Consider the following 26,938-nt stretch of genomic DNA (forward strand, 5'->3'; position numbering starts at 1 on the left):
TTCATTATTTTTATTCCACCAAATCTTAAACTATGCCATTATCTTATGTCTATGGAGCTTCCTCTGTTCCATTACTGGGACAAACGATCGGAGGAAATCTTAAAAAGACTGTTGAAAAATACCCCAATCAGGAAGCCTTAGTCTGTGTTCATCAGGATTACAGGGCCACATACCAGGAATTTTATAATCAGACGACTGCTGTTGCAAAAGCCTTAATTTTCTTAGGTGCCAAAGCCGGAGACAGGATCGGAATCTGGTCTTCAAACCGCTATGAATGGGTCTTGCTTCAATATGCAACCGCCCGGATCGGAACCATATTGGTGAATATCAATCCTGCTTACAGAACACATGAACTTACTTACGTCATTAATCAATCCGGTATTCGTTCTATATTTTCTTCGTTAAGCTTTAAAACAAGCAATTATAAGGAAATGGTAGAATATGCCAAGGAAGTCTGCCCCTGTCTCGAACATGAAATTTTCTTTGATGACAACTGGGAAGATTTTCTGAACAATGGACAGGATATTTCAGACGATACACTTCACAGCTTTGAAGAACATGTACAATTTGATGATCCCGTCAACATTCAGTATACTTCAGGAACTACAGGCTTTCCAAAAGGTGTTACCCTTTCCCATCACAATATTTTAAATAACGGATATTTCATCGGTGTACGCTTAAAGTACTCTCAGAACGACCGCGTCTGTATTCCGGTACCTTTTTACCATTGTTTTGGAATGGTGATCGGGAATATATGCTGTACGGCTCACGGTGCCTGTATGGTGATTCCGAATGACAGTTTTAATCCGGATATGACGCTAAAAACTGTTTCTGATGAAAAATGCACTTCTTTATATGGTGTTCCGACGATGTTCATCGCCGAACTGGCTGCCAAGGATTTTGAAACCTATGATTTTTCAAATCTAAGAACGGGGGTCATGGCCGGTTCAGTATGTCCGCCGGAGATCATGAAAAAGGTGGAAAACCTTATGAACATTAAAGAAATGAGTATCTGCTACGGAATGACGGAAACTTCTCCTGTTTCTACCCAGACTTTGATAGGAACACCCCTAGAAAAGCAGGTGAGTACTGTAGGAACTGTTCAGGATCATCTTGAGATCAAGATTATTGATGAAAACGGAAAGACGGTGGAACGCGGCGAGCACGGCGAACTCTGCACCAGAGGTTATTCTGTGATGTTGAAATACTGGAATGATCCGGAAAATACGAAAAAAGTACTGGATGATGCTCGATGGATGCACACCGGCGATCTGGCCGTAATGGATGATGACGGCTACATTACGATCTCCGGAAGGATCAAAGACCTGATCATCCGTGGCGGTGAAAATATTTCGCCCAAAGAGATTGAAGACTTTTTATATACCTATCCGAATATCCTGGATGTACAGATCATTGGAATTCCGAGTGAAAAATACGGCGAAGAAGTGATGGCCTGGGTAAAAGTGAGACAAGGTTTTGATGTATCGGAAACCGAGCTTCTGGACTACTGCAAGGGAAGAATTGCTCATTATAAAGTTCCTAAATACTGGAAATTTGTGGATGAATTCCCGATGACGATCTCAGGAAAAATACGGAAAGTGGAAATGCGCGAAATTTCTATCAAAGAGCTGGAACTGGACAAATTGAAGCAGCGTTCTTAATTTTTTTGTTTTTTGACGCAAAGTTTTACTTAAAACAACGTTGATTTTAAGGAAGATAAAGAGTTCGACTGTGTCGCTGATGAAGCTTATGGATAAAACGACTGCTTATTCATATCAATGAAATTGATCCCTCTTCGCTCACTTGAAATATTCAATATCATAATAAGTCTTTGCGTTAAAAAATAAAGCCTCTCGTAGATTGAGCAAATCAGACTGATTTTATTTTTATATAAATTGTTAATACTCACTAATAATACTGACAGATTTCATCTTTAAAAATAGAAAAGCCCGGAAATTCCGGGCTTTTACTTTTATGGATAACTTTTTAAAGTTCTTTTCTTAATCTTGCTACCGGAATATTCAGCTGTTCACGGTATTTAGCGATTGTTCTTCTTGCAATATTGTAGCCCTGTTCTTTCAGAATTACTACCAGTGCATCATCGGTAAGCGGTTTTCTTTTATTCTCTTTCCCGATCACTTCCTGAAGATGAGTTTTAATCTCTTTGGTAGAAACTTCTTCACCATCATCATTGGTAAGACTGTCTGAGAAAAGGTCTTTCAGATAAAGGATTCCGTTTGATGTATCGGCATATTTGCTTTTTACCACTCTTGAAATCGTAGAAATATCAAATCCTGTGATATCTGCAACATCTTTCAGAATCATAGGCCTCAGGGATTTTTCATCACCCGTGATAAAATAATCCTTCTGGAATTTCACGATAGCCGTAATGGTTTGCAACAGGGTATTCTGACGTTGGTTAATAGCGTCAATATACCATTTTGCAGCATCTAATTTCTGTTTGATAAACAATGCCGCCTGTTTGTGCTCAGAAGAGTTTTTATCGTGAGAATACGTGGTCAAAATGTCCTTATATTCTTCAGAAACTCTTAAAGTCGGAGCATTTTTGCTGTTAAGCATTGGGATCACGATACCGTCTTTTACCTGAATCACAAAATCCGGAATAATTTCCTGGTTGATGGTAATGGTCTGTGTATCAAAGTTCCCTCCTACTTTTGGAGAAAGTTTTGAAATTTCTTCCAGGGCATCTTTAAGATCTTCTTCTTCAATATCATACTTCTGAATGATCTTGTTGTAATGCTTATTGGTAAGAGCGTCGAATTGATGTCTTAAGATATTGGCTGCCAGAGAAACTGCTTTATCAGAACTTACTTTCTTTTCGATCTGAAGCAACAGACACTCCTGAAGACCTCTTGCACCCACTCCCGGCGGATCAAGCTTCTGGATGTAGTTTTCCAGAATGTCATCAACTTTTTCTTTTGTAGTATAAATTCCCTGTGAGAAAGCAAGATCATCTACGATCGCTTTGATTTCTCTTCTCAGATAACCGTCAGTATCAAGGTTTCCGATCACATATTCTGCAATCTTCTCATCTTCGTCACTGATGTTCACCAGGTGAATCTGCTCCAGCAGATAGTCGTATAATGACTGTCCTTCGGTCAGAAGACTTTCGTTATCGAACTCTTCATCGTCCGGAGAATAGTTGCTGGATGCTGTTTTATAGTTGGGTTCGTCATCGTAGATATACTCGTTGACGTCAAAATCTGTTTCAATGCTGGCCGTTCCTTCATCCTGATAAGCATCTTCAAGAGAAGAGAATTCATCTTCTTTCGGATCTTCCTTTACAATTTCCAAAGCAGGATTCTCTTCTAGCTCCCTTTCCAGCTCCTCTTCAAATTCCAGAGTGTGAAGCTGGATAAGCTTCATCAGCTGGATCTGCTGAGGTGCCAGCTTCTGTCCTAACTTGAGTTGTAAGTGTTGTTTAAGCATATTAGTCTTTGTGTTTTAACATAACATATTCTACGAATTTAATAAATTAATTCGACAAAAAACACATTTAGCATGATTTTTGCATTATACTTCTTAACATAATAAACTATTAGAAAATAAAAAAGCCTTAATTTTTACATTAAGGCTTTTTTTATTGATCTAGAATTCAGCGCTTTTCGGTGTTCTAGGGAAAGGAATCACGTCTCTGATATTGGTCATTCCCGTTACGAAAAGAACCAGTCTTTCCAATCCTAAACCGAAGCCTGCATGCGGCACAGAGCCGAACTTTCGGGTATCAAGGTACCACCAAAGCTCTTCTGCATCTACGTGCATATCTTCCATTTTTTGTTTTAATACATCTAATCTTGCTTCTCTTTCAGATCCTCCGATGATCTCCCCGATACCAGGGAAAAGAACGTCCATTGCTGCAACGGTCTTATTGTCATCGTTCAGTTTCATATAGAAAGCTTTGATCTCTTTTGGATAGTCGAACAATACTACCGGGCATTCAAAATGCTTTTCAACCAGGTATCTTTCATGCTCAGACTGAAGATCAGCACCCCAGCTTTCAACCGGATACTGGAATTTTCCTTTTTTATTTTCTTTAGAGTTCAATAAGATCTCGATTGCTTCTGTATAGCTTACACGTTTGAAACGTTTAGCGATAACGTTTTGAAGTTTTTCGATAAGACCTTCTTTTGCTCTGTCTTTTTCAGGTTTTCCTTTTTGTTCTTCTTCAAAACGGGTGTTCAGGAATTCAAGATCATCTTTACAGTTGTCAAGAACGTACTGGATCACATATTTTAAGAAATCTTCCGCAAGGTCGATGTTGTCTTCAAGGTTGTTGAATGCCACTTCCGGCTCTATCATCCAGAACTCTGCAAGGTGTCTTGTCGTGTTTGAATTTTCTGCACGGAAAGTAGGTCCGAACGTATAAATTCTTCCTAATCCCATTGCTGCAGTTTCTCCTTCAAGCTGTCCTGAAACCGTAAGGTTCGTTTTTTTACCGAAGAAATCCTGTGCAAAATCAATTTCACCTTCTTCCGTTCTTGGCATATTGTTCAGGTCAAAGTTGGTTACTCCAAACATTTCACCTGCGCCTTCTGCATCTGCACCCGTAATCACCGGTGTGTTGATATAGAAAAACTGGTTTTGGTTAAAGAATGAATGCACGGCAAAGCTCACCGCGTGACGTACTCTGAAAACAGCTCCAAATACGTTGGTTCTGAATCTTAAGTGTGCCTGCTCACGAAGTTTTTCTAAGCTGTGTTTTTTAGGCTGAAGAATCGTGTTCTGAAGTTCTTCCGTGAAGTTATCTCCTAAGATGATGATTTTTTTAGCAATAATTTCTACTGCCTGTCCAGCTCCCTGGCTTTCCACCACTTCTCCGATTACTTTCAGGGAAGAAGCTGTACTGATCTTCTTAAGGATCTCTTCATCAAAATTTTCAAAATCAACAACTATCTGCAAATTATTAATCGTAGATCCATCATTAAGGGCAATAAAGCGATTGGCACGGAATGATCTTACCCATCCGTAAACTGTAATGTCATGATGTAATACTTTCTTGTAATCCTGTAGGATTTCTTTAATCGTCTGCTTTTTCATTTGTTGATTATAAATTTTCGTATAAAATTAACGTCTGCAAAGTTACAAAAAAACAGCGCAACTTGATGATTACGCTGTATTTTTAAAAAATCATTTATTAAAATATTGAATCTAAAACTATGCTGTAAATATTATTTGAAGTGAATTCGTGAGTTTGGAAGCTGGAGGCTGGAAGTTACTATATGTTGGTGATCCGAATCCATGTCAAGATTTTGAACCTTGGCAAGGATAGAGTCGGGATAGTTTATCAGGATGCAAAAGGCAATAAGACCGTATTACAGTTCTGCTTTTAAACTTCCAGCTTCCCTCTCTTCAAAAACTCAATCTCTAATTGAAAAACACCGTTTTCTTCCTCTCTTTTCCGTTTCTGATTTTCCAGGCGTGATAAGAACTCGGTACGTCGTATTGCCATTTCGGAAGCAGTAAGACAATTAAAATCACGTCGATATGAGAAACAAATCCCAATCCGACTGTGAGATAAAATGCCCATCCTGTTTGCTGAAACCCGATCAGATAGGTAAAGGCAATCAGCAGACTCAAACCCCACATTTTTGACAGAAATGCGTGAGTACAGGTTTCTTTTCCAAATTTCCAGATACTGACAACGTAGCAAAGTGCTTCCATGACGAAGATTAAAAGAATTCCGCGCCATTCATTTTTAATCAGTTCAGGATTCAGGAAATAGGCCGCAAATCCTAAGGAAAGCCAGAAAATCAAATCGGTCTGGCTGTCCAGTCTTCTTAACTTTTCTGATGAAACACCGACTTTTCGGGCAATGATTCCATCGAAAATGTCCGTTAATAAGCCGAAATACATTAATCCTAAAATTAAAGATCCTGCTTCTGTGCCTTTAAAATAAGCTAATAACACTATAATAGGAGCCAAAATGAATCTTGCTGCAATTAAAATATAGGGTAACTTTTTCATGACTTTTTATTTTTAAAATTCCAATTGATCAGGGGAAGTTTTCTTTTTTCATTCTCGTTCCAAAAACCAATCTGTATTCCCCGTGAATCTTTACACACATTGATTAAAGCCACCTGAAGACCTCTGCATTTCTGACTTACGTTCGCAAGAGGAGAAATGACCACACCTTTCGTTGTATGATGAAAATTGTACAATGGTGATATTGCCATTCCATTGGTAACTGATGGCGCACTGATATTGCTGGATAAACTTAATTCTAAACCATTCGTAACAGTAGGTTCCATATTGACTATGGAAAGCTGCATTCCGTTAATCTTATTCATTTTATCCGGTAAAGGTTCCGAACCAATATCCTTAATTCCCCAATTATCGATAGAGGTAATGTTAACAAGGAACAAGACAGGAAAGAAAATTCCTAAACCATTAAATCCCAATCCCACTCCATTGACCTTCTTAGGCTGTATGTCCTGATCAATTTCATCATAATATTTAATAAGCACTCCATTCACATTTTTAGTTGCCTTCGAAGGTGAAAAAGCAATAAACTTTGGCTTATCCAAATTATTATTTAAACTGTCCTGAGCGTTGATGATACATACTATAAAAAGGCTGATCATCATTAAAAATTTTGTTTTCATAATTTTTCATTTTAAAATCCAATTTTCATTTTTCCGTAAGCATTATCGTCACCTGTTAATCTTAATGTTAAACCTATAGTAAAACCTTTAATTGGCATTTTTTCTTTTTGATAGGGTAAAGAATAGCCAATGCCTAAATCCAGAATATTAAGAAATGAAATCCCACCCAAAATATAGGCGTTGAAAAATGAACTTCCTGCTTTAATAAAGTAGCCGGATCCGGTATTATAATTCATATGCAAATCAGGTAAAAGCCGTAATTCCTCATGATGATAAACTGCACCCAAACCTGTTCCCAGGAAAAGCTTGTCATCTTTTTCAGAGCTGTTCAGCAGCCACTCTAATCCTATTCTTATTTGATTCCGATGAGCATAAGAATAGTCTGCATAATAAATTGGCTGCCATTTCTGAGCAAAAAAAAATCCGCAGTATAGTATACCTATCAATAAGGTAATTTTGTTTTTCATCTCTCTAATTTTCACCAAAAGTAATTGTGAAAATCACATTTCCGAATGCGAAAAAAAATTAAAATAAAGAAGTACATTTGTGAAAATCACAAAAGCATGTATCAGGAACTTTTACTTAAGGAAATCCGAAAGAAAATAGGAGACAAATCTTTGAACGATGAAATCGCCAATATTCTCAATATAAGTTATGATGCGTCCCACAGAAGAACTTCCATGAAAGCAAAGTTCAGTTTTGAAGAAGCTCTGGAACTGGCGAAATATTATCAGATTTCCCTCAATCAATTTATCACTTCAGACCTGCAGCTGGTGGTTCAGAAAACTTCAGCTGTGAATAATACAGAAGATTTACAGTCGTTTTTTCAGAATAATCTCAGCATTTTTGAAAATCTTCCGCTGTCTGAAGAGATGACGGTTTATTATTCTGCGAAGGATATTCCTTTTTTCTATACGCTTTCGGATACATTGCTTTCCCGTTTTAAAATTTATGTCTGGATGAATCTGCTTAATGCGAAACAGGTTTTTATTCCTTTTCTGCAGTTTTCACCGCCTTATTTTGAATCCAACACTCAGGAACTGAAGAAAAAATATGAAGCACAAAATATCGTAGAATTGTGGAATGACAGGACTATTTCCAGCATTTTGCAGCAGATTTTATTCTATTATGAAACCGGACTTTTACAGAAAAAAGAAGCTGGAATTATCCTGAAAGAGCTCAAAGAGCTTATTGAATACATCGAGCAGAAGACGGAAAACAATCCCAAGTTTCATTTGTATGAAAACGAGCTGATGCATCTGTCCAATGACATTTTTTTTCATCATCCGCAAAAGTCATTGTTTGCATTACCGGTGAATATGTTTGGGTATATTTTGATTAATGACGAAAAAACCTGTGGTGAAGCACGGAATTATTTTGAACATCAGATTAAAAATTCAAAATCACTGAACACTTCCGGAAACCGGGATAGAAAAATATTTTTCAATAAAATGTATGAACAGATTGAAAATTTAAAACAAAAACTATAATATGAAAAACCTCCATAATGGTGAATTTTTCGGACAGACCAATGAAACGCTGCGTTTCGATGGATTAACCATTACGGATACGGAATACACGCATCCCTACGTCGACTGGCATTATCATGAAAATGCTTATTTCACTTTTCTGCTGCAGGGAAATATGACGGAAGGAAATAAAAAGGAAACTTATGACTGTCCGGCCGGGACTCTGCTTTATCATCATTGGGAAGACGCCCATTACAATATCAAACCGGATATTTTTACCAGAGGATTTCATCTTGAACTTACGGAAGATTGGTTTGAAAAATTTGATGTTTCCAAAGACTCCATCGAAGGCAGCTTTAATCTGAAAGATCCGGCCATAAAACTCTTAATGCACAGGATTTTCAGAGAAACTAAACTGAATGATCCTTCTTTTGAGCTGTCTGTTCATGAGCATCTCCTTAATATTTTCAATCAGTTAACAGAGAAGAGCGGGAATTCTGACAGAAAGCCAACTTGGGTGAGTAAGATTGATGAAATACTTCACGAAAATTTCACAGAAAAATTAAGTCTGACGGGGCTTTCAAAGGCCTTAGATGTTCATCCAGTCCATTTAAGCAGAGACTTTCAGAAACATTTTCACTGTACTTTAGGGACGTACATCAGAAAACTGAAGATCAATAAATCTCTGACACTTCTCAATACCTTTCCGTCTTTAGCTGAAGTGGCCCTGGAATGTGGTTTTGCAGATCAAAGTCATTTTATCAGGTCATTCAGAGAATACACGGGGATTACTCCTTTGCAATACAGAAGTCTTCTGAAGAAATAATAATGTTAATTTTATTCTATTTTTTCTGAAAACCGATTTATACTTTTGTCCAGATAAAATATTAAAATGAAATCTATTCTACTGTTTGTCTTATTTCTTAGTTTCGGTCTTTCTTTAGGCCAGTCCAAAAATCTTACAGATCCTGATCCGATCACCAATCCTCTTCATAAAAAGTATGTTAATACCATTGTTTTCATGGATAAAGCGATCGCTCCGGACCAATTAAAAGAATCTGATTTTCTCAAAACGATGGAATTTCAGGAAGATAAGGATCTGAGTATCCGTATTTTTATGGACAATGCTCTGGTTAATTATTTACATCAGATCGACCCTTCTCTAACCTCCGAGGAGCTTCTGAAAAAAGGAAATTATCAATTCAATTTCTTCGTTGACGGAAAACTGATCTACACCGAAAATCTGAATACAGGAGCGGGAATTGCTGAAGACAAAAAGACGAAAACTACGCTGAGAATTCCTCTGTCAAGCTCAAAAAATGAAGATTCGTGGGGAAGGTATTTGTGGATGAGATTCTATCTTGGCAATGGCGGAATTGATGCACTGGAAGAGGGAAAACATGTTTTGAAAATTGAAATCAAACCTTATTTAAAAACGTCATCATTGAAAGTTGGGAATACGATTGCAGCAGGCGAGATTAACTTAACAATTCCCCGAAAAAATATTCCGGAACAGCAAGTTGCCATTCAAAAAATACAGCCCAACAGCGGATGGAAAGTGTCTGATGAAAAATTGGATCAGGAAAAAATAAAACTTTTAAATACAAAAATTGCTGAAAACAGGTTCAGAGAGATCACCAGTATTGTGGTCATCAAAAATGGAAAGCTTCTTTTGGAGGAATATTTCAACCAATCCGGAAGAGATTCTTTGCAGGATACCCGTTCGGTTGGGAAGTCTTTTGCTTCGGCTTTGATGGGTATCGCGATAAAAGACGGTTATTTTAAAAGTGAAAATCAGATGCTGAAAGATTTTTACGATCTGAAAAAATTCAAAAACTATTCGTCCCGAAAGGATAGTGTTACCATTAAAAGTCTCCTCACCATGAGCTCCGGATTTGACGGTAATGATCAGGATGAAAATTCGCCGGGAAATGAGGAAAATATGTATCCTACTGAAAACTGGGTGAATTTTACACTGGATTTGCCGACAACAGAAAATAAACCTGGAAAAGTCTGGAATTATTTCACCTCAGGTGTTGTGGTGACGGGAGATGTTTTAGACAAAAATGTTCCAAAAGGTCTGGAAAATTATGCTGATAAGAAGTTATTTCAACCTCTTGGAATTACCAACTATAAATGGCAGTTTACGCCACAGCAGAAGCCTTCCCTGGCTGGTGGATTACGCATGAAATCACTGGATTTTGCCAAATTCGGACAGCTTTACAAAAATAATGGAATATGGAACGGACAGAACATCATCGACAAAAACTGGGTAAAGAAATCTTTCACCAATTATTTCAGCAATGATACTGATTCTGAAGGCTATGGCTACTTATTCTGGAGGAAAATCTATAAAGTAGGAAACCGGAATTTTGAAGCGTACCAAGGCAGTGGAAATGGCGGAAACAAAATTATTATGTTCACTGAAATTCCTTTAGTGATTGTAATTACAGCAAAAGCTTACAACAAATCTTATGCGCACGCACAGTCGGAGAAGATTGTGCAGGAGTATTTGTTACCTTCCCTGGGTCATAAATAATGAGCAATGAGTAATGAGCAATGGGTAATCGGTAATGGAGTAATTAGTGATAGATCGAGATATTGTTGAATAGGTAAAAAATGTATCTTTAATAAAAATAAACCATGCGGATTTCACTTGTACTGTCACTTTTAGTTTTATCATCGTGTTATAGTCCCAAAACTGATGTAGAAGAAGACAAATATCCTGAGATCCCTGAATTTCCGCATTTTTCGGATAAAACGGTGGTTTTAGAAAAGGTGATGGAGCTTCCGCTTTCACAGAAGGACAACTGTAACTATCTGGTTAAAGATAATTACCTTTTGGTCTATAATTTCCCGGTCATGGATTCTTACCAAAACAGCACCAACATGATTTTTATAATGAGTGAAGGCAAGCTGACCGTTTCCGAGCACTGGAAAAACAGTCCAAGCATTAACAACCTGGCTTTCATAGATGAAACAGGTAATTTATACGCCAATAACCGGAAATATCTGGCTCCGGATTTCCGTTACAAAAAATTTCTGCCTTTCTATGACCTCAATGATATTAAGAAAAAATATGAACACCTCTTCCATACCGGAGAACCGGAAAAAGACTCTGCCCTGTTCAAAAAAATAGACGAAGAACAGGCTGTTCTTCAGAAAAATGTTCTTGCCAAAGGAGATCAGATTTTAATGGTAGTTGATGCAGTGAACGATGAAATTCCGGATCATGCGATATATGGCGGTAACTACCTGTTTAATCCCGGACAGAAAAATGCTTATTTTGTATCTTACAACCTTTTACAGGAGTTGAAAACAACGGATTCTACCGCGGAAAAGGATCCTCTTTACACCCAACTTCGTCCGAAGATCAAACTTTCTCCAAATGAAAACAGCTTCTCTCCTGAAATCCGTAAGGAGTACAGAGATACAGTGTCGTTCAAAGTAAAGGATAAAATTGTTTCCGGAAACCAATGGTTCAGCACAGGAAATCATTTTGTGGCTTCTTTCGGATATCATCCGGTTTATATGTATTATTATGATATAAAACTCGGCAACAAAACGGTTTCCACCAAAGAAGACCATACGAAAATAATCGCTTCTGATCCTATCAGGACCAAAACGGGAAAATATTTCTTAGTAAGTAATGTGAGAGAGGGTAAGTTTCAGATTTATTATCTGAAAAACTAATTATTCGTCTTTTTTAGAGGACACTAAAAAAACGTCGATAAGTCCTTCCGGAAGCTGCATTTTGATGAATCGTTCTTCTCTGTTCACCTCCAGGATCCAGTCTTTGATGATAGGAATCACCACTTCTTTTCCGTCCAGATTGGTTACGAAGTAGTTTTGAGCAGTCTGATCGTTTACAGATCTTATCACGCCGCATTCTTTATCATTTTCATCAAGAATATCGAAACCGATGATCTCATGATAATAAAACTGTTTTCCGGAAAGTTTCGGAAGTGCAGTAAGCGGTAAATAGACGCTTTTTCCCAAAGATTGGTCGACCAATGTTTCGGAAGAATTTTTAAATGCAATGTTCAGAGCATCATTTTTGCTCCAGGATGTTTTGTCAATAAAAAATGGAACCAATAATCCGTTGATTTCAACGAATATTGATTCCAATTTATTGTAAAGCTCGGGTTGATCGGTATCCAATTTAAGGATAACATTTCCCGCAAGGCCATGTCTGCGTGTGATTTTTCCTAGTAAATAGCAATCTTCTTTACGCATACAGGTTATTTTTAAGCTTCAGTGTTTTCTTCAGTTTCAGCAGCAGGAGCTTCTCCTTCTGTAGCTTCAGCAACAACTTCTTCAGCAGGTGCGTTAGCAGCTTCTTCAGCAGCTTTAGCATCAGCTTCAACTTGTGCAGCAGCAGCAATTCTAGCTTCGTTTACTTTAGCTTCAGCGTCTAAAGCAGCTTTCTTAGCGTCAGCCTGAGCTTTAGTTAAACCTTCTACTTTACCTTGTACTTTTTGATCTTTAGATTCTACCCAAGCATTGAATCTTTTTTCAGCTTCAGCTTCGTCAAAAGCACCTTTAGCTACTCCACCTTGTAAGTGTTTTTTGTAAAGGGCACCTTTATAAGAAAGGATTGCTCTTGCAGTATCAGTTGGCTGAGCACCGTTGTTTAACCACTTTACAGCAGAGTCAACGTTCAAATCGATAGTTGCAGGGTTAGTAATTGGGTTGTAAGTTCCTAGCTTTTCGATGAATCTACCATCTCTTCTAGCTCTAGAATCTGCAACCACGATGTGGAAGAAAGGCTTACCTTTTTTACCGTGTCTTTGTAATCTGATTTTTACTGACATAATGTTGTGAATTTTACGGGAACTCGTCCCAGTTAAATATTTAAGAGTGCAAAGATAATAAAAAAAACTAATCCTCCATATAATAAATTACTTTCTCCGATATTTAACTTAATATTTTTATTTCCTCCCGGAAAATTGCCGGAAAAAAACAGGATATTTGAACAACAAAATTACGAAATGCTTAAGAACTTATTTTTCCTCCTTATTATTTTATCTGCTGCAAAAATTCAAGGCCAGACTCATGAAGAAAAAATCAATACCTTAGTTAATGCCTATACTCATATGGACCGTTTTAACGGAAGTGTTCTGGTTGCCGAAAAAGGAAAAATAATTTTCGAAAAAAGCTTTGGAATTCAGGATTTTCAAACCAAAGAAAAAAACACCAGCCAAAGCATATACCGGATCTATTCTACTACAAAAACATTTACGGCTACAACAGCTCTCCTGTTAAACGAAGAAGGAAAATTATCTCTGAATGATAAACTCTCCAAATATTATCCGGATTTCCCTAAAGGAGACAGCATTACCATAGAGAATTTAATTACCCATACTTCGGGAATTCCTAATGATACCGGCCCCGAGAACACCAAGAATGAAGCCGTTTTTATGAAATCTATTTCCCAGCAGCCTTTTGTTTTTTCTCCGGGAAAAGGCTGGAGCTACAGCAATTCCAATTATTATATTTTAGGATACATTATTACAAAGGTAAGCGGGATGCCGTATCCGAAAGCGATTCAACATTATATTCTCGATCCGTTGGGAATGAAAAATACAGGGTTTGGGTTTAAAGATTTAAAAGATAAAAACAAAACAACCGGCTACGAATATTTGTCTCCCCACAACTACCGTGAAGCTGTGGTTTATGATTATGACCACCCTCATGCGGCAGGCGCCATGTATTCTACCGTTGAAGATTTATACAAATTCGCACAGGGTATCAAAGCTTATAAAATCCTTAAAAAGGAGACTTTGAAAAAAGCACAGACTCCTTTCAAAACTTACGATTTCGGTTACGGCTGGCACCGGCAGATCATAAAAGGAAGAACAAGCATTGGTCATGATGGAGCCGGGCCTGGTTTTATAAGCCGATTCCTAACAATTCCTGATGAAGATATTTCTGTTATTGTTTTGAGTAATAACAGGGATAACAGTGTTTTTGAAATAACCGACAAAATCGTCGCTATTCTTGCCAGCGAGACGTATGATATTCCGAAAAAAGTCAACATTGAAGCAAAATATGAAAAAGACCTGACAGGTTTGTACCAATCAAAAAACTCCTCTTTCTATATTTTAGCCAATGATAATGTGCTGAACTTTAAAGAAACCAATGAAGCAGAAGCTATACTTTTTACAGAAAGCAACACCAAATTTTATGTCAACAATCAAATTGGAGAGCGAATCTATTTTGAATTCAAGCCCGACAGTAATGGTAAAAATACAGTCTTAAACATCGTTACTAAGAATGAAATTGTAAAAGAAGCGAAAAAAATTGACAATAATTTTCTTTGGGGTATTACCGGAAGTGCTACTGCAAACGGTTGGAACGGTCCTGATATACAACTGGTTCCGAATGAAAAGAATAAGGATATTTTAGAAGCCAGAAATATTCCGTTGAAATCCGGCCAGATCAAATTCAGAGGAAATAACGAATGGACCCTGGATCTCGGTATTAATGACAGTAACCAGCTCGTTCAATACGGCAGAAATATCAACGTGGAAGCCGGAACTTACGACATCACTTTTGATACAACCAATCCGATACGCCCGTCTTATCAACTGATTAAAAAGAAATAAATTTAAATCCTGGTATTTCGGAAATAAGTGAAATGCCAGGATTTAAAAATGCTTAAAGAGCCAGTTAAATTAATGACTATTTCCCATATAGAAAAGTCGAAGACATTTCTGGTTTTCTTCAATAGCCGGAGATAGAAATTTTACATCGGAAATGATAAACAAAAGACTGCTTCACAAGTGAAACAGCCTCCCTTTCTGATTAAAAAAAAACGATTATTGATGAATTTTAAGAATCTTATGCTGAGTAGACGTTTTGTCCTGATACAGTATTTCAACAAAATAAACCCCATCGGATAATGAGGTACAGTCCACCTTTTCATTGATTGTAGCATTGACAGCAACTGATTTCACTTTTCTTCCTGAAGCATCAGTCAATGCAATGTCTGTCATATTTTTCATGGTTTTAATACTCAGGAAATCCTTTACAGCATTGGGATAAAGCTGAACAGATCCCTTCTCTGATTTCAGATTATCTGTTCCCAGGGTACTATTCATTTCGATAACGTAAAACAATTGATTTTGCATGCTTATATCATTCCATTGCCCCACACTTCCATTGGGCCACTGCGTTAACCCTAAAGCCACCACGTCTTGCATTCCCTGAAAATTATCCGGTTCCGCACCAACCGGAGGTCCTCCCGGCACGCGTCCCCAATTGGTATAAGCGCTATTGACTGCCTGCCCACCATTAGGCGGCGTCCCACCCTGCCAAAAAGCAGTTTGATTACGGTCCCATACCCATTGGGTAGGACCTCTACGCCCTCCTATCCATACGTAAGAGGCCCCTCCTCCATCTGCTGCTGTGGTTTGTGATAAATTGATTCCCGCTGGTGGATTTTGTAGGGCTTCAAGAACAGCCGTTTGTTCTGCCTGATTATTAATTTCCAGCAGATACCCTCCTAGATCGATGGCACATTGTCTCGCTTGCTGCCAGGTAGCTTTTTCCTTGAACAGCTGATAATTCTTCCCGTTAGAAGCAGTAAATGAATAACCATTTGAAAAATTCATACATTGTCCTTCCAGAAAGCTGAAGGAAATCATAGTACCGAGAAGTACCGTTTTAAGAAAATTGTTTCTTTTCATTACATTTATGTTTTTAAAATTCAGGAACTAAGGTAAGTACTTATTTGCTCAAAATCAAAAACAACAGAGCTTCAAAAACCAATTCAAAATTCTGATTTTCAGTAATTTAAATGTTTAAAATAAAAAACAAAAGTGTTTTGAAAACTTCGTATAATTTTATTTTTTAAAATGATTGAAAAGGATAATAATATTTTTTTCAAAAAAATTAAATAAGGTTTCCCAGATGCACTAATTCCCTACCTTTTTGTTTCTTCAACCCTAAAAAATTCTTTATATTGGAAATGATAAACAAAAAAGACTGCTTCACGAGTGAAACAGTCTCTTCTATTTAAACAAAACGTTTATTAATGAGTTTTAAGAATCTTGTGATTAGATGAAGTTTTGTCCTGATAAATGATCTTAATAAAATAAATCCCGTCAGCTAATGAGGTACAGTCTACTTTTTCATTGATCGTAGCGTTGACAGAAACTGATTTCACTTTTCTTCCGGAAGCATCGGTAAATGCAATACCCGTCATATTTTTTGTGGTTTTAATACTCAGGAAATCCTTTACAGCATTGGGATAAAGCTGAACAGATCCCTTCTCTGATTTCAAATCATCTGTTCCCAATGTAGCATTCATCTCAATAATGTAAAACAATTGATTTATTCCGGATATATCATTCCATTGGCCCGTACTTCCATTAGGCCAGGATGTTAATCCCATAGCCAACACTTCCTGCATTCCCTGAAAATTATCCGGTTCTGCACCCGCCGGCGCTGTCGGCGTACCTCCCCAATTGGTATAGGCACTATTTAAAGGCTGGCCGCCGTTAGCCGGCAGTCCACCCTGCCAAAAAGCAGTTCCTGCACCATCCGCATTACCATCCCATATCCATTGATTATTGGCAGGTGATCTAACTCCTCCCAGCCACACATAAGAGGCTCCTCCTCCATCCGCAGCTGTGGTTTGTGATAAATTGATTCCGGCCTGCGGACTTTGTAACCGTTGAAAAATAGCACCCTCCTCTACGCCACTATTAATTTCCGCCAGGTATCCTCCTCTTTGTACAGCACACTGTGCTGCTGCAAACCAACTCGTTCTCTGTCTTACCAGTTCGTAATTCTTCCCATTGGCAGTAAATGCAAAAATATTGGCAGGAGTTGCACATTGTCCATCCATAAAGCTGAAGGAAATCATAGTACCGAGAAGTACCGTTTTAAGAAAATTGTTTCTTTTCATTACATTTATGTTTTTAAAATTCAGGAACTAAGGTAAGTACTTATTTGCTCAAAATCAAAAAACAAAAGGTCTCAGAAACAGATTCAAAATTCTGATTTTCAGTAATTTAAATGTTTAAAATAAAAAACAAAAGTGTTTTGAAAAATTCGTATAGTTTTATTTTTTAAAATGATTGAAAAGGATAATAATATTTTTTTGAAAAAAAATTAACTAAGGTTTCCCAGATAAAATAATCCCAGACATTTCTGGTTTTCTTCAATCGTAAGAGATTCTTTAAGGTGGTTGACTATCGCAGGAGAACTCCAGTAGCAGCCAATATGATTAGCAGTACAGGTAAGATACATATTCTGAACCGCCATAGAAACGGCAGCAATCTCTTCCCATTCCGGAACCATACCACTGAAATTAACGACAATGGAAATCACGGCATCTGCTTTATTGATCTTAAAACCGATATCCTGGTATTTCTTTTCTAAAAAAGTCTGTTCGGATTGGGTAGCCTTGTAAATGGACTGCATTTCTAAAGCCAGTTTTGCTTTTTCTTCCCCTCTGAAAATCTTAAAACGCCATGGTTTTGTACGCTTGTGATTCGGGGCTAATGTCGCTGAATGTAAGATTTCATCTATGATTTCCTGAGCTATTTCGGTCTCAGAATAATCTTTTGGAAAGATGCTTCTTCTCTGTTCTATGATGTCTTTTAAAATTTCTGCATTATTCATCCTGCAAATTTACAATATGAAATTGAATGCGTTACAGTATTACATTGATTTAACTTTGATTTTTCACCAATAACCGGCGGCTTTTATATGCTTTATACTGAGTTAATAAGAAGGTAAGCATCACAACAACGCCCAATCCTCTTAATATCCATTGTTCCAGGTCATCGTCTACCGGTCCCGGCCATGATAAACCAAGAAGACAGATAGTATACATCATGCCGGCATTGATCCAGATACGTCCCGGATCGGGATAGGATTTCAGGGTCATGGACTGATTATAGCCAAGAATCGGCATCAGCTTATGATGATCCCAGATCAGCAAAACGGTGACCGCAATCATCATGAGAGAAGTAATCACCCATGTTCCGGTAAATGAAAGACTGATGGTAATGATCCATATATTACTCAATATGGCCAAAAACATAAGAGCTCCCAAAAGCGCGAACCGCTGTGTCATCAGTAAAATTCCAGCCACTAGCTGGGAAAGTCCTAAAAAATTCCAGTAAAATCCCGTCTGATACATCGCTTCAAAGAAAGAACCTATTGGTGTATCTGTTGAAAGAACCGTAAATCTGTTTCCTAATAATTTCGTCAGGCCTGAAGGAAAAAATGCAAATCCCACCAGATACCTTAAGTGAATAATGATCCACTGATTCCGTCTGCTGGTTCTTAGTTTTTCAAATGTCATGGCTGGCTTTGGGTTATAGGGTTTGAGAGTTTCGGGGTACGGGATTCGGGATTCGAGTTTTTGAGTTGGAGAGTTTGAGGGTTTGAGAGTAGGTGAGTTTGGTTGGTTGTTGCCAGTTGCTGGTTACTGGTTACTGGTTATATGGTTTACAAAATTTATTGTAAAAAGTCTCATGTCTCTTATCTCATGTCTGAAATCTGACATCTGACATCTTCTCCTCAAATCACCTCCACAATCTCCTGATGAATATTATTCAGGGTAAAGGCATCTCCGGATTTCATTCCCATCATTTTTTTAGCCATGGGGCTTTCGGGGGAAATAGCGTAGAACCGATCGCCTTCAAAAAAGAATTCTCCCAATGAAACCGAAATATAGAAACGAGCCTTGTTGGTGATCACCAGAGAACCCAGCTGTATTTTTTCCGTAGATGTATTCAGAACTTTTGACATATTTCTTTTAAGATCATTCAAAGCTCCCAGCTGGCGCTGCATCTGGTAGATTTCCTCCTGCATTTCCTCTCTCATGCTGTCATACTTCGGGGTCTTTTTTATATCACGACTTGCTTCCAGGGTAAACTCTATAAAATTTTTAAGCTTTTCTATTTTCTCAGAGATAACTGTTTTGACATAATGTCTTATATCACTTTTCACAAATACGATCTTCTCCATAAATCTAATCTTTACATAAAGATAATAATTTTTTAAAATACTCATTACCCTGAGTTCAAGAAACATCATAAAAAAGCCCTGTATTTCTACAAGGCTTATATTTTTACTTTTCGGAAATCTTTTTAAGATCTCCCAACCCCTGATCGAACAGGGTTTCCATATTCATATCCATCATAGGTTTCATGATTTTCATCATCGTATTAAGTTCATTGTCTATCGACCATGTGACTTTTGTGCCGCTTCCTTCCGGGGTCAAAACAAATTTTGCAACCGCATCACCTTCAAAAGGTTGGATAAAATGAAGTTTGGTTACTAATTTATCATTCGGTACAATTTCAGTAACAGACTGCTCGCCCTCTCCTACTTTGCTATTGCCTTTCCAGTGGTAAGAATCTCCTACTTTATCACCGGCTCCGGAATAGGTAATCACAATATCCTTATCCGCTTTTGAAAATGGATCCCAGACGTTGTATTCTTTTAATGAACCTACGTGCTGCCACACTTTCTCTTTTGGTGCATTGATCACCACTGATCTTTCAAGATGATGTTTTTTGTCGAAAGCCAGTATTGCTACCACTGCGTAGATTACGGCCAAAAGGATGATGAAGCCAAGAATTTTTAAGAGTGTTTTCATAGTTTTGATATTTTTGAGTTAGTTGTTTAGTTTTTTTTAACCACAAAAAGTGATGGTTTCTGTTTTCAAAATTAGTCATTCCACCCTCGCCGCCTCTTTTCATATGACAAGATTATTAAAGATAAAGCATTTTTGTCACATCCGGATATCCGGGCATTATTTTTGCGCATTTCACCTGTGATTCCCAATGAATCATTAAATTTACCTTACCTAAAAATTGAAAAATGAATATTTTAACAGAGAAATTTACCACACCATATCACGCCGCACCTTTCAGCGATATTAAAAATGAAGATTTCCTTCCTGCATTTAAAGAACTGATCAAACAGTCTGAGGATGAAATCAATGGTATTGTCGATAATTCTGAAGCCCCGACTTTTGAAAATGTGATTGAAGCATTGGCTTACTCAGGAGATCAGCTGGATGTGGCTTCAAGCATTTTTTTCAATTTAAATTCTGCGGAAACCAGCGATGAGATACAAAAAATAGCTCAGGAAGTTTCCCCTCTTTTAACTGAACATTCATCAAAGATCTCTCAAAACGAAGCTTTATTCAACAAGATCAAAAAAGTATACGACGAAAAGGGAAAATATAATCTGAATGAAGAACAGGAAATGCTGTTGAACGAAACATATAAAGGTTTTGTAAGAAGTGGTGCCCTGCTGAATGAAGAAGACAAGGAAAAACTGCAGAAGATCAATATGGATCTGTCTTTAAAATCCCTGCAGTTCGGGCAAAATGTATTAGCATCTACGAATGCTTATTTTAAACATATCACCCATAAAGAAGATCTGGCAGGAATTCCGGAAGCTATTCTTGACCAATACGCTGAAGAAGCTAAGGAAAGAGAGCTTGATGGCTGGGTGGTTACTTTGCAGTATCCAAGCTATATTCCGTTCATGACCTACGCGGAAAACCGTGAGTTGAGAAAGGAAATCGCTCTGGCCAGCGGGAAAAAATCTTTTGACGCTGGAGAATTTGACAACCAGGAATTGATTAAGGAGCTTCTACAATTAAAACAGCAAAAATCTGAATTATTAGGCTATCAAAACTATGCAGACTATGTTCTGGAGGAAAGAATGGCCAAATCTCCGGTGAAAGTTTTGGATTTTTTGAATGAGCTTTTAACGAAAGCAAAACCTTACGCAGACAAGGAAATCGAAGAATTAAGAACTTTGGCCAAAGCTGACGGAATTGAAGAATTACAGAGTTACGACCATACGTTCTATGCTGAAAAGCTCCGTAAACAGAAATATGATTTTAACGATGAGGAATTGAAGCCTTATTTCCCGCTTGATCAGGTACAGGATGCTGTTTTCGGATTGGCAGGAAAACTTTTCGGACTTCGCTTTCAGGAAAGAAATGATATTCCCAAGTACCATGAAGAGGTGAAGGTGTATGAAGTTTTTGAGTCAGGAAAAGATTCAGCAGAAGAACATTTCAAAGCTTTACTGTATGTAGATTATTTCCCGAGAAAGGGCAAAAGAGCAGGTGCATGGATGACCAGCTATAAAAATCAGTATAAAAAAGCCGGTGAAAATTCCCGTCCGCATATCTCTATTGTCTGCAATTTCAGCAAGCCAACGAAAGATACTCCAAGCTTACTGACTTTTCAGGAAGTAAAGACTTTATTCCACGAATTCGGACATGCGCTTCACGGAATGCTGGCTGAAACCCAATATCCAAGTCTTTCCGGAACTTCCGTGAAATGGGATTTTGTAGAACTTCCGTCTCAGTTTCTGGAGAATTTCTGCTACGAACCTGAGTTCTTAAAAACATTCGCAAAACATTATAAAACCGGTGAAGTGCTTCCGGATGAAAAGATTGAAAAAATTGAGCAGTCTAAAAGCTTTATGGAAGGTTACCAGACAATGAGACAGCTTGGTTTCGGTCTTCTGGATATGAACTACCATACGAAAGTTGGAGAGTTAGAAGGTGAAAGTGTGAAAGCGTTTGAAGATAAGTATACAAAAGCGACCACTCTTTACCCGATCAATCCTGAAACGGCGATGAGTCCTAGTTTTTCCCATATTTTCCAGGGAGGATATTCTGCGGGATATTATTCTTATAAATGGGCGGAAGTTCTGGATGCAGATGCGTTCCAGTATTTTAAGGAAACCGGAATTTTCAATCCTGAAACGGCTGCAAAATACAAGATTCTCCTTTCTTCAGGCGGAACCAAAGATCCGATGGAACTGTATAAAAGCTTCAGAGGAAGTGAACCGAAGGTGGAAAGTTTGTTGAAGAGAGCATTCGGATAATCATCAACTTATTATTGCAATCATAAATATAGAAAGAACAGTCAATAGCTGTTCTTTTTTTTGGTCCGTATTTTAAGAATCAGATTGCTATCCCGATTGAGTCTGTGATACCAGATAAATAAATTTACAAAAACATCCCTTATCACGAAAGATTATTGGCCGTTTTCTATTAAATTTGGAATCAGTTTTTATGATGTCATGTACCGAAGGAAGGTTATAGTTGACCTGATAGAATCCAAACAAAAAAACCATGAAAAAACTCTTCATTCTTGCCTGTATTGTCATCGTTACCATTGGGTTGACATATGCCCTCGTTCATTATATCAGAATGGATGGCTTTTCGTTCGCATTGGCTCTGAATTTCTTGTTGATGGCTTGTGTACTTACTTTTACCGAAACCCTGAAAAGTCCGCTCAATTCTTCTTATTTCAACGAAAAAGTCTGGGAAAAGAGAGGAAAAATATATGAATCTCTCGGCATCAATATTTTCAGGAAATCGTTGGTGAAAATCGGTTGGGAAAAGCTGAACAAAAAAAGCAAGCCGGTAGAAAAAAACACGGAAGCTTTAATGAATCTGCATTACCGCACAAAACAGGATGAGCTGGGTCATCTGATTATTATGTTTATCGTTCTGGGATTTACTATTTTTGTAGCCTGCAAGTTTGGAATTCTTCAATCGTTATGGTTGTTGATCTTGAATATCCTTCTTAATATTTACCCTATTTTTCTTCAGCGGTATAACCGACCGCGAATAGCAAGGGCTGTTATTTTAAGCAGAAGAAGATAAAAACGTCTATGAAAAAGAAATTTAATTCCCAAAAATTTTAGCAAACATTTGCTTATGAAAATATTTATTCATCTTTTTGTTTTGCTCTCCATATTAAATTGCAAACCTGAAAATAATTTTGAGAATGTAAAAATTCAAAATACAGCAATTGAATTTAAACAAATAAAACTCTCAGATATTCGGAAAATTGAAAAGAAAAATAACGGGATTGAGTATACAAAACCATTTAATATTGGTTTATCAAAAGAGTATTTCCCGGATATAGAAAAATATGAATTTGCACAACCTATAATTTTCAGAAGGGATACAGCAAATTTAGACACACAGGTTTCTTATTTTTTCACAAAAAATGATAGCATTCTCCGTTTAATTGAGTATAGCTGGAATCAGGATAAAAAGAAGGTTACTTTTATTGACAATCTGTATAATTTTAATAAAGGATATATATCTAAAAAGTTATCACGAAAAGGCGAAGAAACAAATGAAAAAACTGATGATTGGTGGCAAAAAATTGTTAGGTGGGACAATGATTCTACACACATCTACAGTTTCATTTTTGGAGTTAACGAAGGCCAAAGGACAAGAATAATTGTTAGATTCAAAAATTAAAAAAGCATTAAAGGCATAGATTTGCAAAGTACAGTCAAGTTCAAAATTGAACTTTTCAGATCTTTTATCGAGAATATTTTTTACAAGTAATCAGTTTAAACAGTTACAAAACCACTCCAAAATTTCATGAACATACAGGAACAAATCAAAGAATATATCCACAGCCAGCCAGAATCCAAACGTAACGATATGCAGGATCTGCACCGCATGATTCAGGAAATATCGCCAGGATGTACATTATGGTTTCTGGATGGCAAAAACGAAGACCATAAAACGGTCTCCAATCCCAATATCGGCTATGGATTTCAAATTATGGAATATGCTGGTGGGAAAACCAGAGAATTTTATCAGATTGGGATCAGTGGAAACACCACCGGAATTTCAGTTTATATTCTAACCATCAAGGATAAGACTTATTTATCTGAAATCTACGGAGAAAAAATAGGTAAAGCGAGCGTCACTGGCTATTGTATTAAGTTCAAAAAGCTGAAAGACATCAACACCGATATATTAAAAGCGGCCATACAGGATGGATTTGAGGCGAAGAATTAAACGATAAACCAATGAAGTACTTATCAGCAAACACATATTTTACTATGAAATTCAAAATTTCGGCCCTTATTTTTTCTATATTTTTATTGAGCTGCTCAAAGGAAAAGAGCCAAAGCGAGCGATTACCATTCTCTGTCGATGGAAATCTGAAAAACAACAAAATTTTCAAGCAAATGGAATCTGAAAATGAAATTCAGATGATGATTGATTCAGAGCCTCCCAAAAGCAAGAAGACCACACAACTTATTTTCGATAAAAGCAATGAGTACGTTTGTGAACCCATATTTTGGAAAGACACTGATACCCTCAATGTCAATATCGTGTATCATTCAGGATTCACTTCAGGAGGATTCAATATACAGATTCATGACCATAGATATGAGGTTTCTCCATTTCGGATGAGTGATCATATAACAGATCATGAAAAACCGTCTGCATTTAAAAACCCCAAACAAAAACTGATCCTGGACAAGTCAGCATATAAACCCAATGACAGCATTTACGGTTATGTAGAGTTTGAAAAAACGGAATATGATCAATATGGCAACGTCATCCCACACAAAGGAAAAGGATATTTCAGAGGGAAGATTGAATATATAAAATAATACAGGTTATCATAACCATAAGTTACGATCTCATCATTTGTCAGATTTGCCCGGAAATTATATAATGTTACCCCTATAAACCTTTTTAAAAATTGAAAAAAATACTCAGCTTACTCATCGTCCTTTTAGTATCCATCCATCTGTATTCGCAAAATACGTATGTCTTTATCGGCTCATTTAACCGTGATAAAACCACCGAAGGCATTTACGTATATAAGCTGGATACCCTCAAAGGAAAATTATCCAAAGTAACCTCTCTGAAAGGAATTTTAAACCCTTCATTTCTGACTTTATCCGCGGATGGCCGGTATGTTTTTGCCTGTACCGAAAGTAAAACACCCAATGCAGGAAGTGTCAGCAGTTTTAAATTCAATCCCAAAGATGAGACGCTTACCTATATAAACAGTCAGAAAAGTGGCGGTGAAAACCCGGTTTATCTAAGTGCTCACCGAAATGGCAAATGGCTGGTAAATGCCAATTATACAGAAGGCAGCGCTTCCGTTTACCCTGTTTCTGAAGACGGAACCATACAGCCGGCTGTACAGAATTTTCAGTTTTCAGAAGGAAGTATCAATGAAGGCAGACAGGACAGATCACACGTTCATGCTGCTGTTTTCTCCCCGGACTTTGATCATTTATTCCTAACCGATCTGGGTGCGGATAAAATCAGATCCTATACGTTTGACAGTGATAAAAAGGAGCCTGTACAACCCGGAAAACAACCATATATTCAATCCACTTTAGGTAGTGGACCGAGACATTTTACCTTTCATCCCAATGGAAAATTTGCATACTGTATTGAAGAATTATCAGGAACGGTTAATGAGTATCAATATGAAAATACTATTCTGACCAGTATTCAGAGGGTGAATACCCATACGGATCAATACAAAGAAGATTTTGAAAGTTCGGATATCCACATTTCGCCGGACGGAAAGTTTTTGTATGCTGCTAATCGTGGTGTAGAAAATAATATTGCTATTTTTTCAATTCTTGAAGACGGAACTTTAAAGAACATCGGTTATCAGTCAACGATAGGGAAACACTCGAGGGTATTTGACATTGATGAAACAGGAAAGTTTGTCATTGTGGCGAATGCAGGCAGTGGAAATATTGTTGTATTCAAGCGCGATCCACAAACCGGGTTATTAAAAAAGACCGGAAACAAAGTAAAAGTTAAAAGTGCTTCCAGTGTGAAAATCAGGAAATATTAAATTGTTGAAGTAAAACGATAATTCATCCTTTTTTAAAACTTTAGCCCATATTATTATTCTATTGAAATTTTTTAGTAATTTTCAGATTAAGCTCTATTTAAATGAAATTTTCAATCATTATTGCTGATATGCAAATACTTACTGAGTCTGACACCAAAACGTGGATCGGATTAAGTAAAAAACTGGCTGAACCTAAAACTGAGACAACCTCAGAATTAAAAGAAATCATTAGCCTTATCAAATCCAGATTTCCGGAACTGCCGAACACAATGGTTTGGGGAAATTATTTAATCTTCGAAGAATATGCTGACTTTTTTACCATAGATATCGATTACGATGACATCAAAAGACTGCAAAATGAAATTGTAGATATTGCTCTGGAAAATGGTTTTGCTGTACTCATCGGAAAAGAAAACAAAATATACAAACCAAAAATATAAGACGATGGGATTTAATTTTACAGGGATCTTAATAAACAGCCAGGTTGATGAGCAAAAAATTAAAAATCTTTTTGATGCCGAAATTTCTTACCTAAAAGAGGTAGACTTTGAAGAAGCAACCGATAGTTTCCGGGATGAAAATACGGTTGATATTGTACAAACAGAAACCGGAACACTTATCATCACGGGATTAGGACAGATTTATGATATTTCAGATTTTGACGGAGACATCATTCAATTTATGATTTCCGATATTTCGGATACCTATTATTTTGAGAAGTACAAAGACAAAGTTCTGGAAAGAAAATATATTTACTCTCAGGGCGACATTGCAGAAGATGAAGGGAACGGAATCATAAAAGAGAACGAAGATTTCACCGATCAGATTTGGGAGCTTGCAGACCAATATTTACAAAATAATTTTAAAACAGATATGTTTGATCAGCGGTTCAAACGATACCAACTATAATTTTTTCACGCGCAAGCTTCACTTCCTATGGCTGGAAAATTCAAAAAAATATCGGATATCTTTTTTACGGTTCTAGGATCAATCGCAATTGTAGGCGGAATACTTTTTTTTGTCTTTATAGACAACCCGGTCAGGTATTTTTTTTACGCCTTACTTCTTGTCATTGCTACCAATTTTAAGGGTCTCCGGAATTTCAGAACTGATTTAAAAAAAGGTAATGTGGTCAAAAATAGTTGGTGTTTTTTAGCAAAATAATTCGTAATATTTCGCAGTTGATTGGAAGAGG

The 26,938-nt window shown here is 37.2% G+C and carries 27 protein-coding genes; 14 read left to right on the forward strand and 13 right to left on the reverse strand.

All coding sequences use genetic code 11. The features are described from left to right. The first annotated feature begins 32 nt into the window (after positions 1-32). Complete coding sequence (locus N0B48_RS22700; protein WP_259841770.1) at positions 33-1,661, forward strand: AMP-binding protein; 1,629 nt, start codon at positions 33-35, stop codon at positions 1,659-1,661. 325 nt (positions 1,662-1,986) lie between these two features. Here N0B48_RS22700 and rpoN read toward each other — a convergent pair whose 3' ends face one another. From rpoN to N0B48_RS22725, 5 genes are all read right to left on the reverse strand, one after another. Further along, positions 1,987-3,450 carry an RNA polymerase factor sigma-54 gene (gene rpoN / locus N0B48_RS22705; protein WP_259841772.1) on the reverse strand — a complete coding sequence of 488 codons (1,464 nt, stop codon included), beginning with the start codon at positions 3,448-3,450 and terminating at the stop codon, positions 1,987-1,989. Positions 3,451-3,609: 159 nt separating this feature from the next. Beyond that, a complete protein-coding gene (gene asnS / locus N0B48_RS22710) occupies positions 3,610-5,058 on the reverse strand; it encodes an asparagine--tRNA ligase (RefSeq protein WP_259841774.1) in 1,449 nt (482 codons plus the stop codon). Between the two features lie 327 nt (positions 5,059-5,385). Further along, positions 5,386-5,985 carry a CDP-alcohol phosphatidyltransferase family protein gene (locus N0B48_RS22715; protein ID WP_259841776.1) on the reverse strand — a complete coding sequence of 200 codons (600 nt, stop codon included), beginning with the start codon at positions 5,983-5,985 and terminating at the stop codon, positions 5,386-5,388. Beyond that, on the reverse strand, positions 5,982-6,623 hold the full coding sequence (locus N0B48_RS22720) for a hypothetical protein (RefSeq protein WP_259841778.1): 642 nt from the start codon (positions 6,621-6,623) through the stop codon (positions 5,982-5,984). Before N0B48_RS22720 ends, N0B48_RS22715 begins: the two co-directional genes overlap by 4 nt. 11 nt (positions 6,624-6,634) lie before the next feature. Next, positions 6,635-7,090 (reverse strand): hypothetical protein, encoded by a 456-nt coding sequence (locus tag N0B48_RS22725; protein WP_259841780.1) that lies wholly within the window; start codon positions 7,088-7,090, stop codon positions 6,635-6,637. 45 nt (positions 7,091-7,135) lie between these two features. Here N0B48_RS22725 and N0B48_RS22730 point away from each other — a divergent pair, with 45 nt between their 5' ends. The 4 genes from N0B48_RS22730 (at position 7,136) to N0B48_RS22745 (ending at position 11,785) form a co-directional block, all read left to right on the forward strand. Then, entirely contained in the window at positions 7,136-8,113 is a 978-nt protein-coding gene (locus tag N0B48_RS22730) for an XRE family transcriptional regulator (protein WP_259841782.1), read from the forward strand. A gap of 1 nt (position 8,114) precedes the next feature. Beyond that, positions 8,115-8,918, forward strand: coding sequence for a helix-turn-helix transcriptional regulator (locus N0B48_RS22735; RefSeq protein WP_259841783.1), 804 nt, complete (start codon positions 8,115-8,117; stop codon positions 8,916-8,918). Between the two features lie 66 nt (positions 8,919-8,984). Beyond that, the gene (locus tag N0B48_RS22740; RefSeq protein WP_259841784.1) at positions 8,985-10,631 is read left to right on the forward strand and encodes a serine hydrolase domain-containing protein; all 1,647 of its coding nucleotides are present in this window, start codon (positions 8,985-8,987) and stop codon (positions 10,629-10,631) included. A 104-nt stretch (positions 10,632-10,735) separates the two neighbouring features. Continuing rightward, on the forward strand, positions 10,736-11,785 hold the full coding sequence (locus N0B48_RS22745; RefSeq protein WP_259841785.1) for a hypothetical protein: 1,050 nt from the start codon (positions 10,736-10,738) through the stop codon (positions 11,783-11,785). On the opposite strand, the gene rimM is transcribed toward N0B48_RS22745, so the two are convergent. Together rimM and N0B48_RS22755 are read right to left on the reverse strand one after the other, a co-directional pair. Continuing rightward, positions 11,786-12,328, reverse strand: a complete 543-nt coding sequence (rimM, locus tag N0B48_RS22750) for a ribosome maturation factor RimM (RefSeq protein WP_259841786.1) — start codon at positions 12,326-12,328, stop codon at positions 11,786-11,788. An 11-nt stretch (positions 12,329-12,339) separates the two neighbouring features. Next, positions 12,340-12,906 carry a 30S ribosomal protein S16 gene (locus N0B48_RS22755; protein WP_259841787.1) on the reverse strand — a complete coding sequence of 189 codons (567 nt, stop codon included), beginning with the start codon at positions 12,904-12,906 and terminating at the stop codon, positions 12,340-12,342. A gap of 177 nt (positions 12,907-13,083) precedes the next feature. Between N0B48_RS22755 and N0B48_RS22760 the strand changes: the two genes are divergently transcribed. Further along, positions 13,084-14,700, forward strand: a complete 1,617-nt coding sequence (locus N0B48_RS22760; RefSeq protein ID WP_259841788.1) for a serine hydrolase — start codon at positions 13,084-13,086, stop codon at positions 14,698-14,700. A 213-nt stretch (positions 14,701-14,913) separates the two neighbouring features. On the opposite strand, the gene N0B48_RS22765 is transcribed toward N0B48_RS22760, so the two are convergent. The 6 genes from N0B48_RS22765 to N0B48_RS22790 all read right to left on the reverse strand — a co-directional run bounded on the left by N0B48_RS22765 (position 14,914) and on the right by N0B48_RS22790 (position 19,715). Next, the gene (locus N0B48_RS22765; RefSeq protein WP_259841790.1) at positions 14,914-15,783 is read right to left on the reverse strand and encodes a T9SS type A sorting domain-containing protein; all 870 of its coding nucleotides are present in this window, start codon (positions 15,781-15,783) and stop codon (positions 14,914-14,916) included. A 344-nt stretch (positions 15,784-16,127) separates the two neighbouring features. After that, positions 16,128-17,006, reverse strand: a complete 879-nt coding sequence (locus tag N0B48_RS22770) for a T9SS type A sorting domain-containing protein (protein ID WP_259841792.1) — start codon at positions 17,004-17,006, stop codon at positions 16,128-16,130. 206 nt (positions 17,007-17,212) lie between these two features. After that, positions 17,213-17,725 (reverse strand): nitroreductase family protein, encoded by a 513-nt coding sequence (locus N0B48_RS22775; RefSeq protein ID WP_259841793.1) that lies wholly within the window; start codon positions 17,723-17,725, stop codon positions 17,213-17,215. Between the two features lie 49 nt (positions 17,726-17,774). Further along, positions 17,775-18,413 (reverse strand): DoxX family membrane protein, encoded by a 639-nt coding sequence (locus tag N0B48_RS22780; RefSeq protein ID WP_259841794.1) that lies wholly within the window; start codon positions 18,411-18,413, stop codon positions 17,775-17,777. Between the two features lie 218 nt (positions 18,414-18,631). Further along, positions 18,632-19,081, reverse strand: a complete 450-nt coding sequence (locus N0B48_RS22785) for a hypothetical protein (protein WP_223606199.1) — start codon at positions 19,079-19,081, stop codon at positions 18,632-18,634. A 103-nt stretch (positions 19,082-19,184) separates the two neighbouring features. After that, positions 19,185-19,715 carry an SRPBCC family protein gene (locus N0B48_RS22790; RefSeq protein WP_259841795.1) on the reverse strand — a complete coding sequence of 177 codons (531 nt, stop codon included), beginning with the start codon at positions 19,713-19,715 and terminating at the stop codon, positions 19,185-19,187. Positions 19,716-19,939: 224 nt separating this feature from the next. Between N0B48_RS22790 and N0B48_RS22795 the strand changes: the two genes are divergently transcribed. The 8 genes from N0B48_RS22795 (at position 19,940) to N0B48_RS22830 (ending at position 26,652) form a co-directional block, all read left to right on the forward strand. Then, entirely contained in the window at positions 19,940-21,976 is a 2,037-nt protein-coding gene (locus tag N0B48_RS22795) for a M3 family metallopeptidase (protein ID WP_259841796.1), read from the forward strand. Between the two features lie 250 nt (positions 21,977-22,226). Next, a complete protein-coding gene (locus N0B48_RS22800; RefSeq protein WP_259841797.1) occupies positions 22,227-22,763 on the forward strand; it encodes a glycosyl-4,4'-diaponeurosporenoate acyltransferase CrtO family protein in 537 nt (178 codons plus the stop codon). Between the two features lie 54 nt (positions 22,764-22,817). Then, the gene (locus N0B48_RS22805) at positions 22,818-23,372 is read left to right on the forward strand and encodes a hypothetical protein (protein WP_259841798.1); all 555 of its coding nucleotides are present in this window, start codon (positions 22,818-22,820) and stop codon (positions 23,370-23,372) included. A 126-nt stretch (positions 23,373-23,498) separates the two neighbouring features. Next, positions 23,499-23,924 carry a DUF1801 domain-containing protein gene (locus N0B48_RS22810; protein ID WP_259841799.1) on the forward strand — a complete coding sequence of 142 codons (426 nt, stop codon included), beginning with the start codon at positions 23,499-23,501 and terminating at the stop codon, positions 23,922-23,924. 173 nt (positions 23,925-24,097) lie between these two features. After that, positions 24,098-24,529 (forward strand): hypothetical protein, encoded by a 432-nt coding sequence (locus N0B48_RS22815; RefSeq protein ID WP_259841800.1) that lies wholly within the window; start codon positions 24,098-24,100, stop codon positions 24,527-24,529. Positions 24,530-24,621: 92 nt separating this feature from the next. After that, positions 24,622-25,743 (forward strand): lactonase family protein, encoded by a 1,122-nt coding sequence (locus N0B48_RS22820; protein ID WP_259841802.1) that lies wholly within the window; start codon positions 24,622-24,624, stop codon positions 25,741-25,743. A gap of 101 nt (positions 25,744-25,844) precedes the next feature. Continuing rightward, entirely contained in the window at positions 25,845-26,183 is a 339-nt protein-coding gene (locus tag N0B48_RS22825) for a hypothetical protein (RefSeq protein WP_259841804.1), read from the forward strand. A gap of 4 nt (positions 26,184-26,187) precedes the next feature. Continuing rightward, complete coding sequence (locus tag N0B48_RS22830) at positions 26,188-26,652, forward strand: hypothetical protein (protein WP_259841805.1); 465 nt, start codon at positions 26,188-26,190, stop codon at positions 26,650-26,652. Positions 26,653-26,938 lie beyond the last annotated feature (286 nt).

Origin of the sequence: Chryseobacterium herbae (assembly GCF_025154075.1) — a bacterium.
GTDB classification, from domain to species: Bacteria; Bacteroidota; Bacteroidia; order Flavobacteriales; family Weeksellaceae; genus Chryseobacterium; species Chryseobacterium herbae.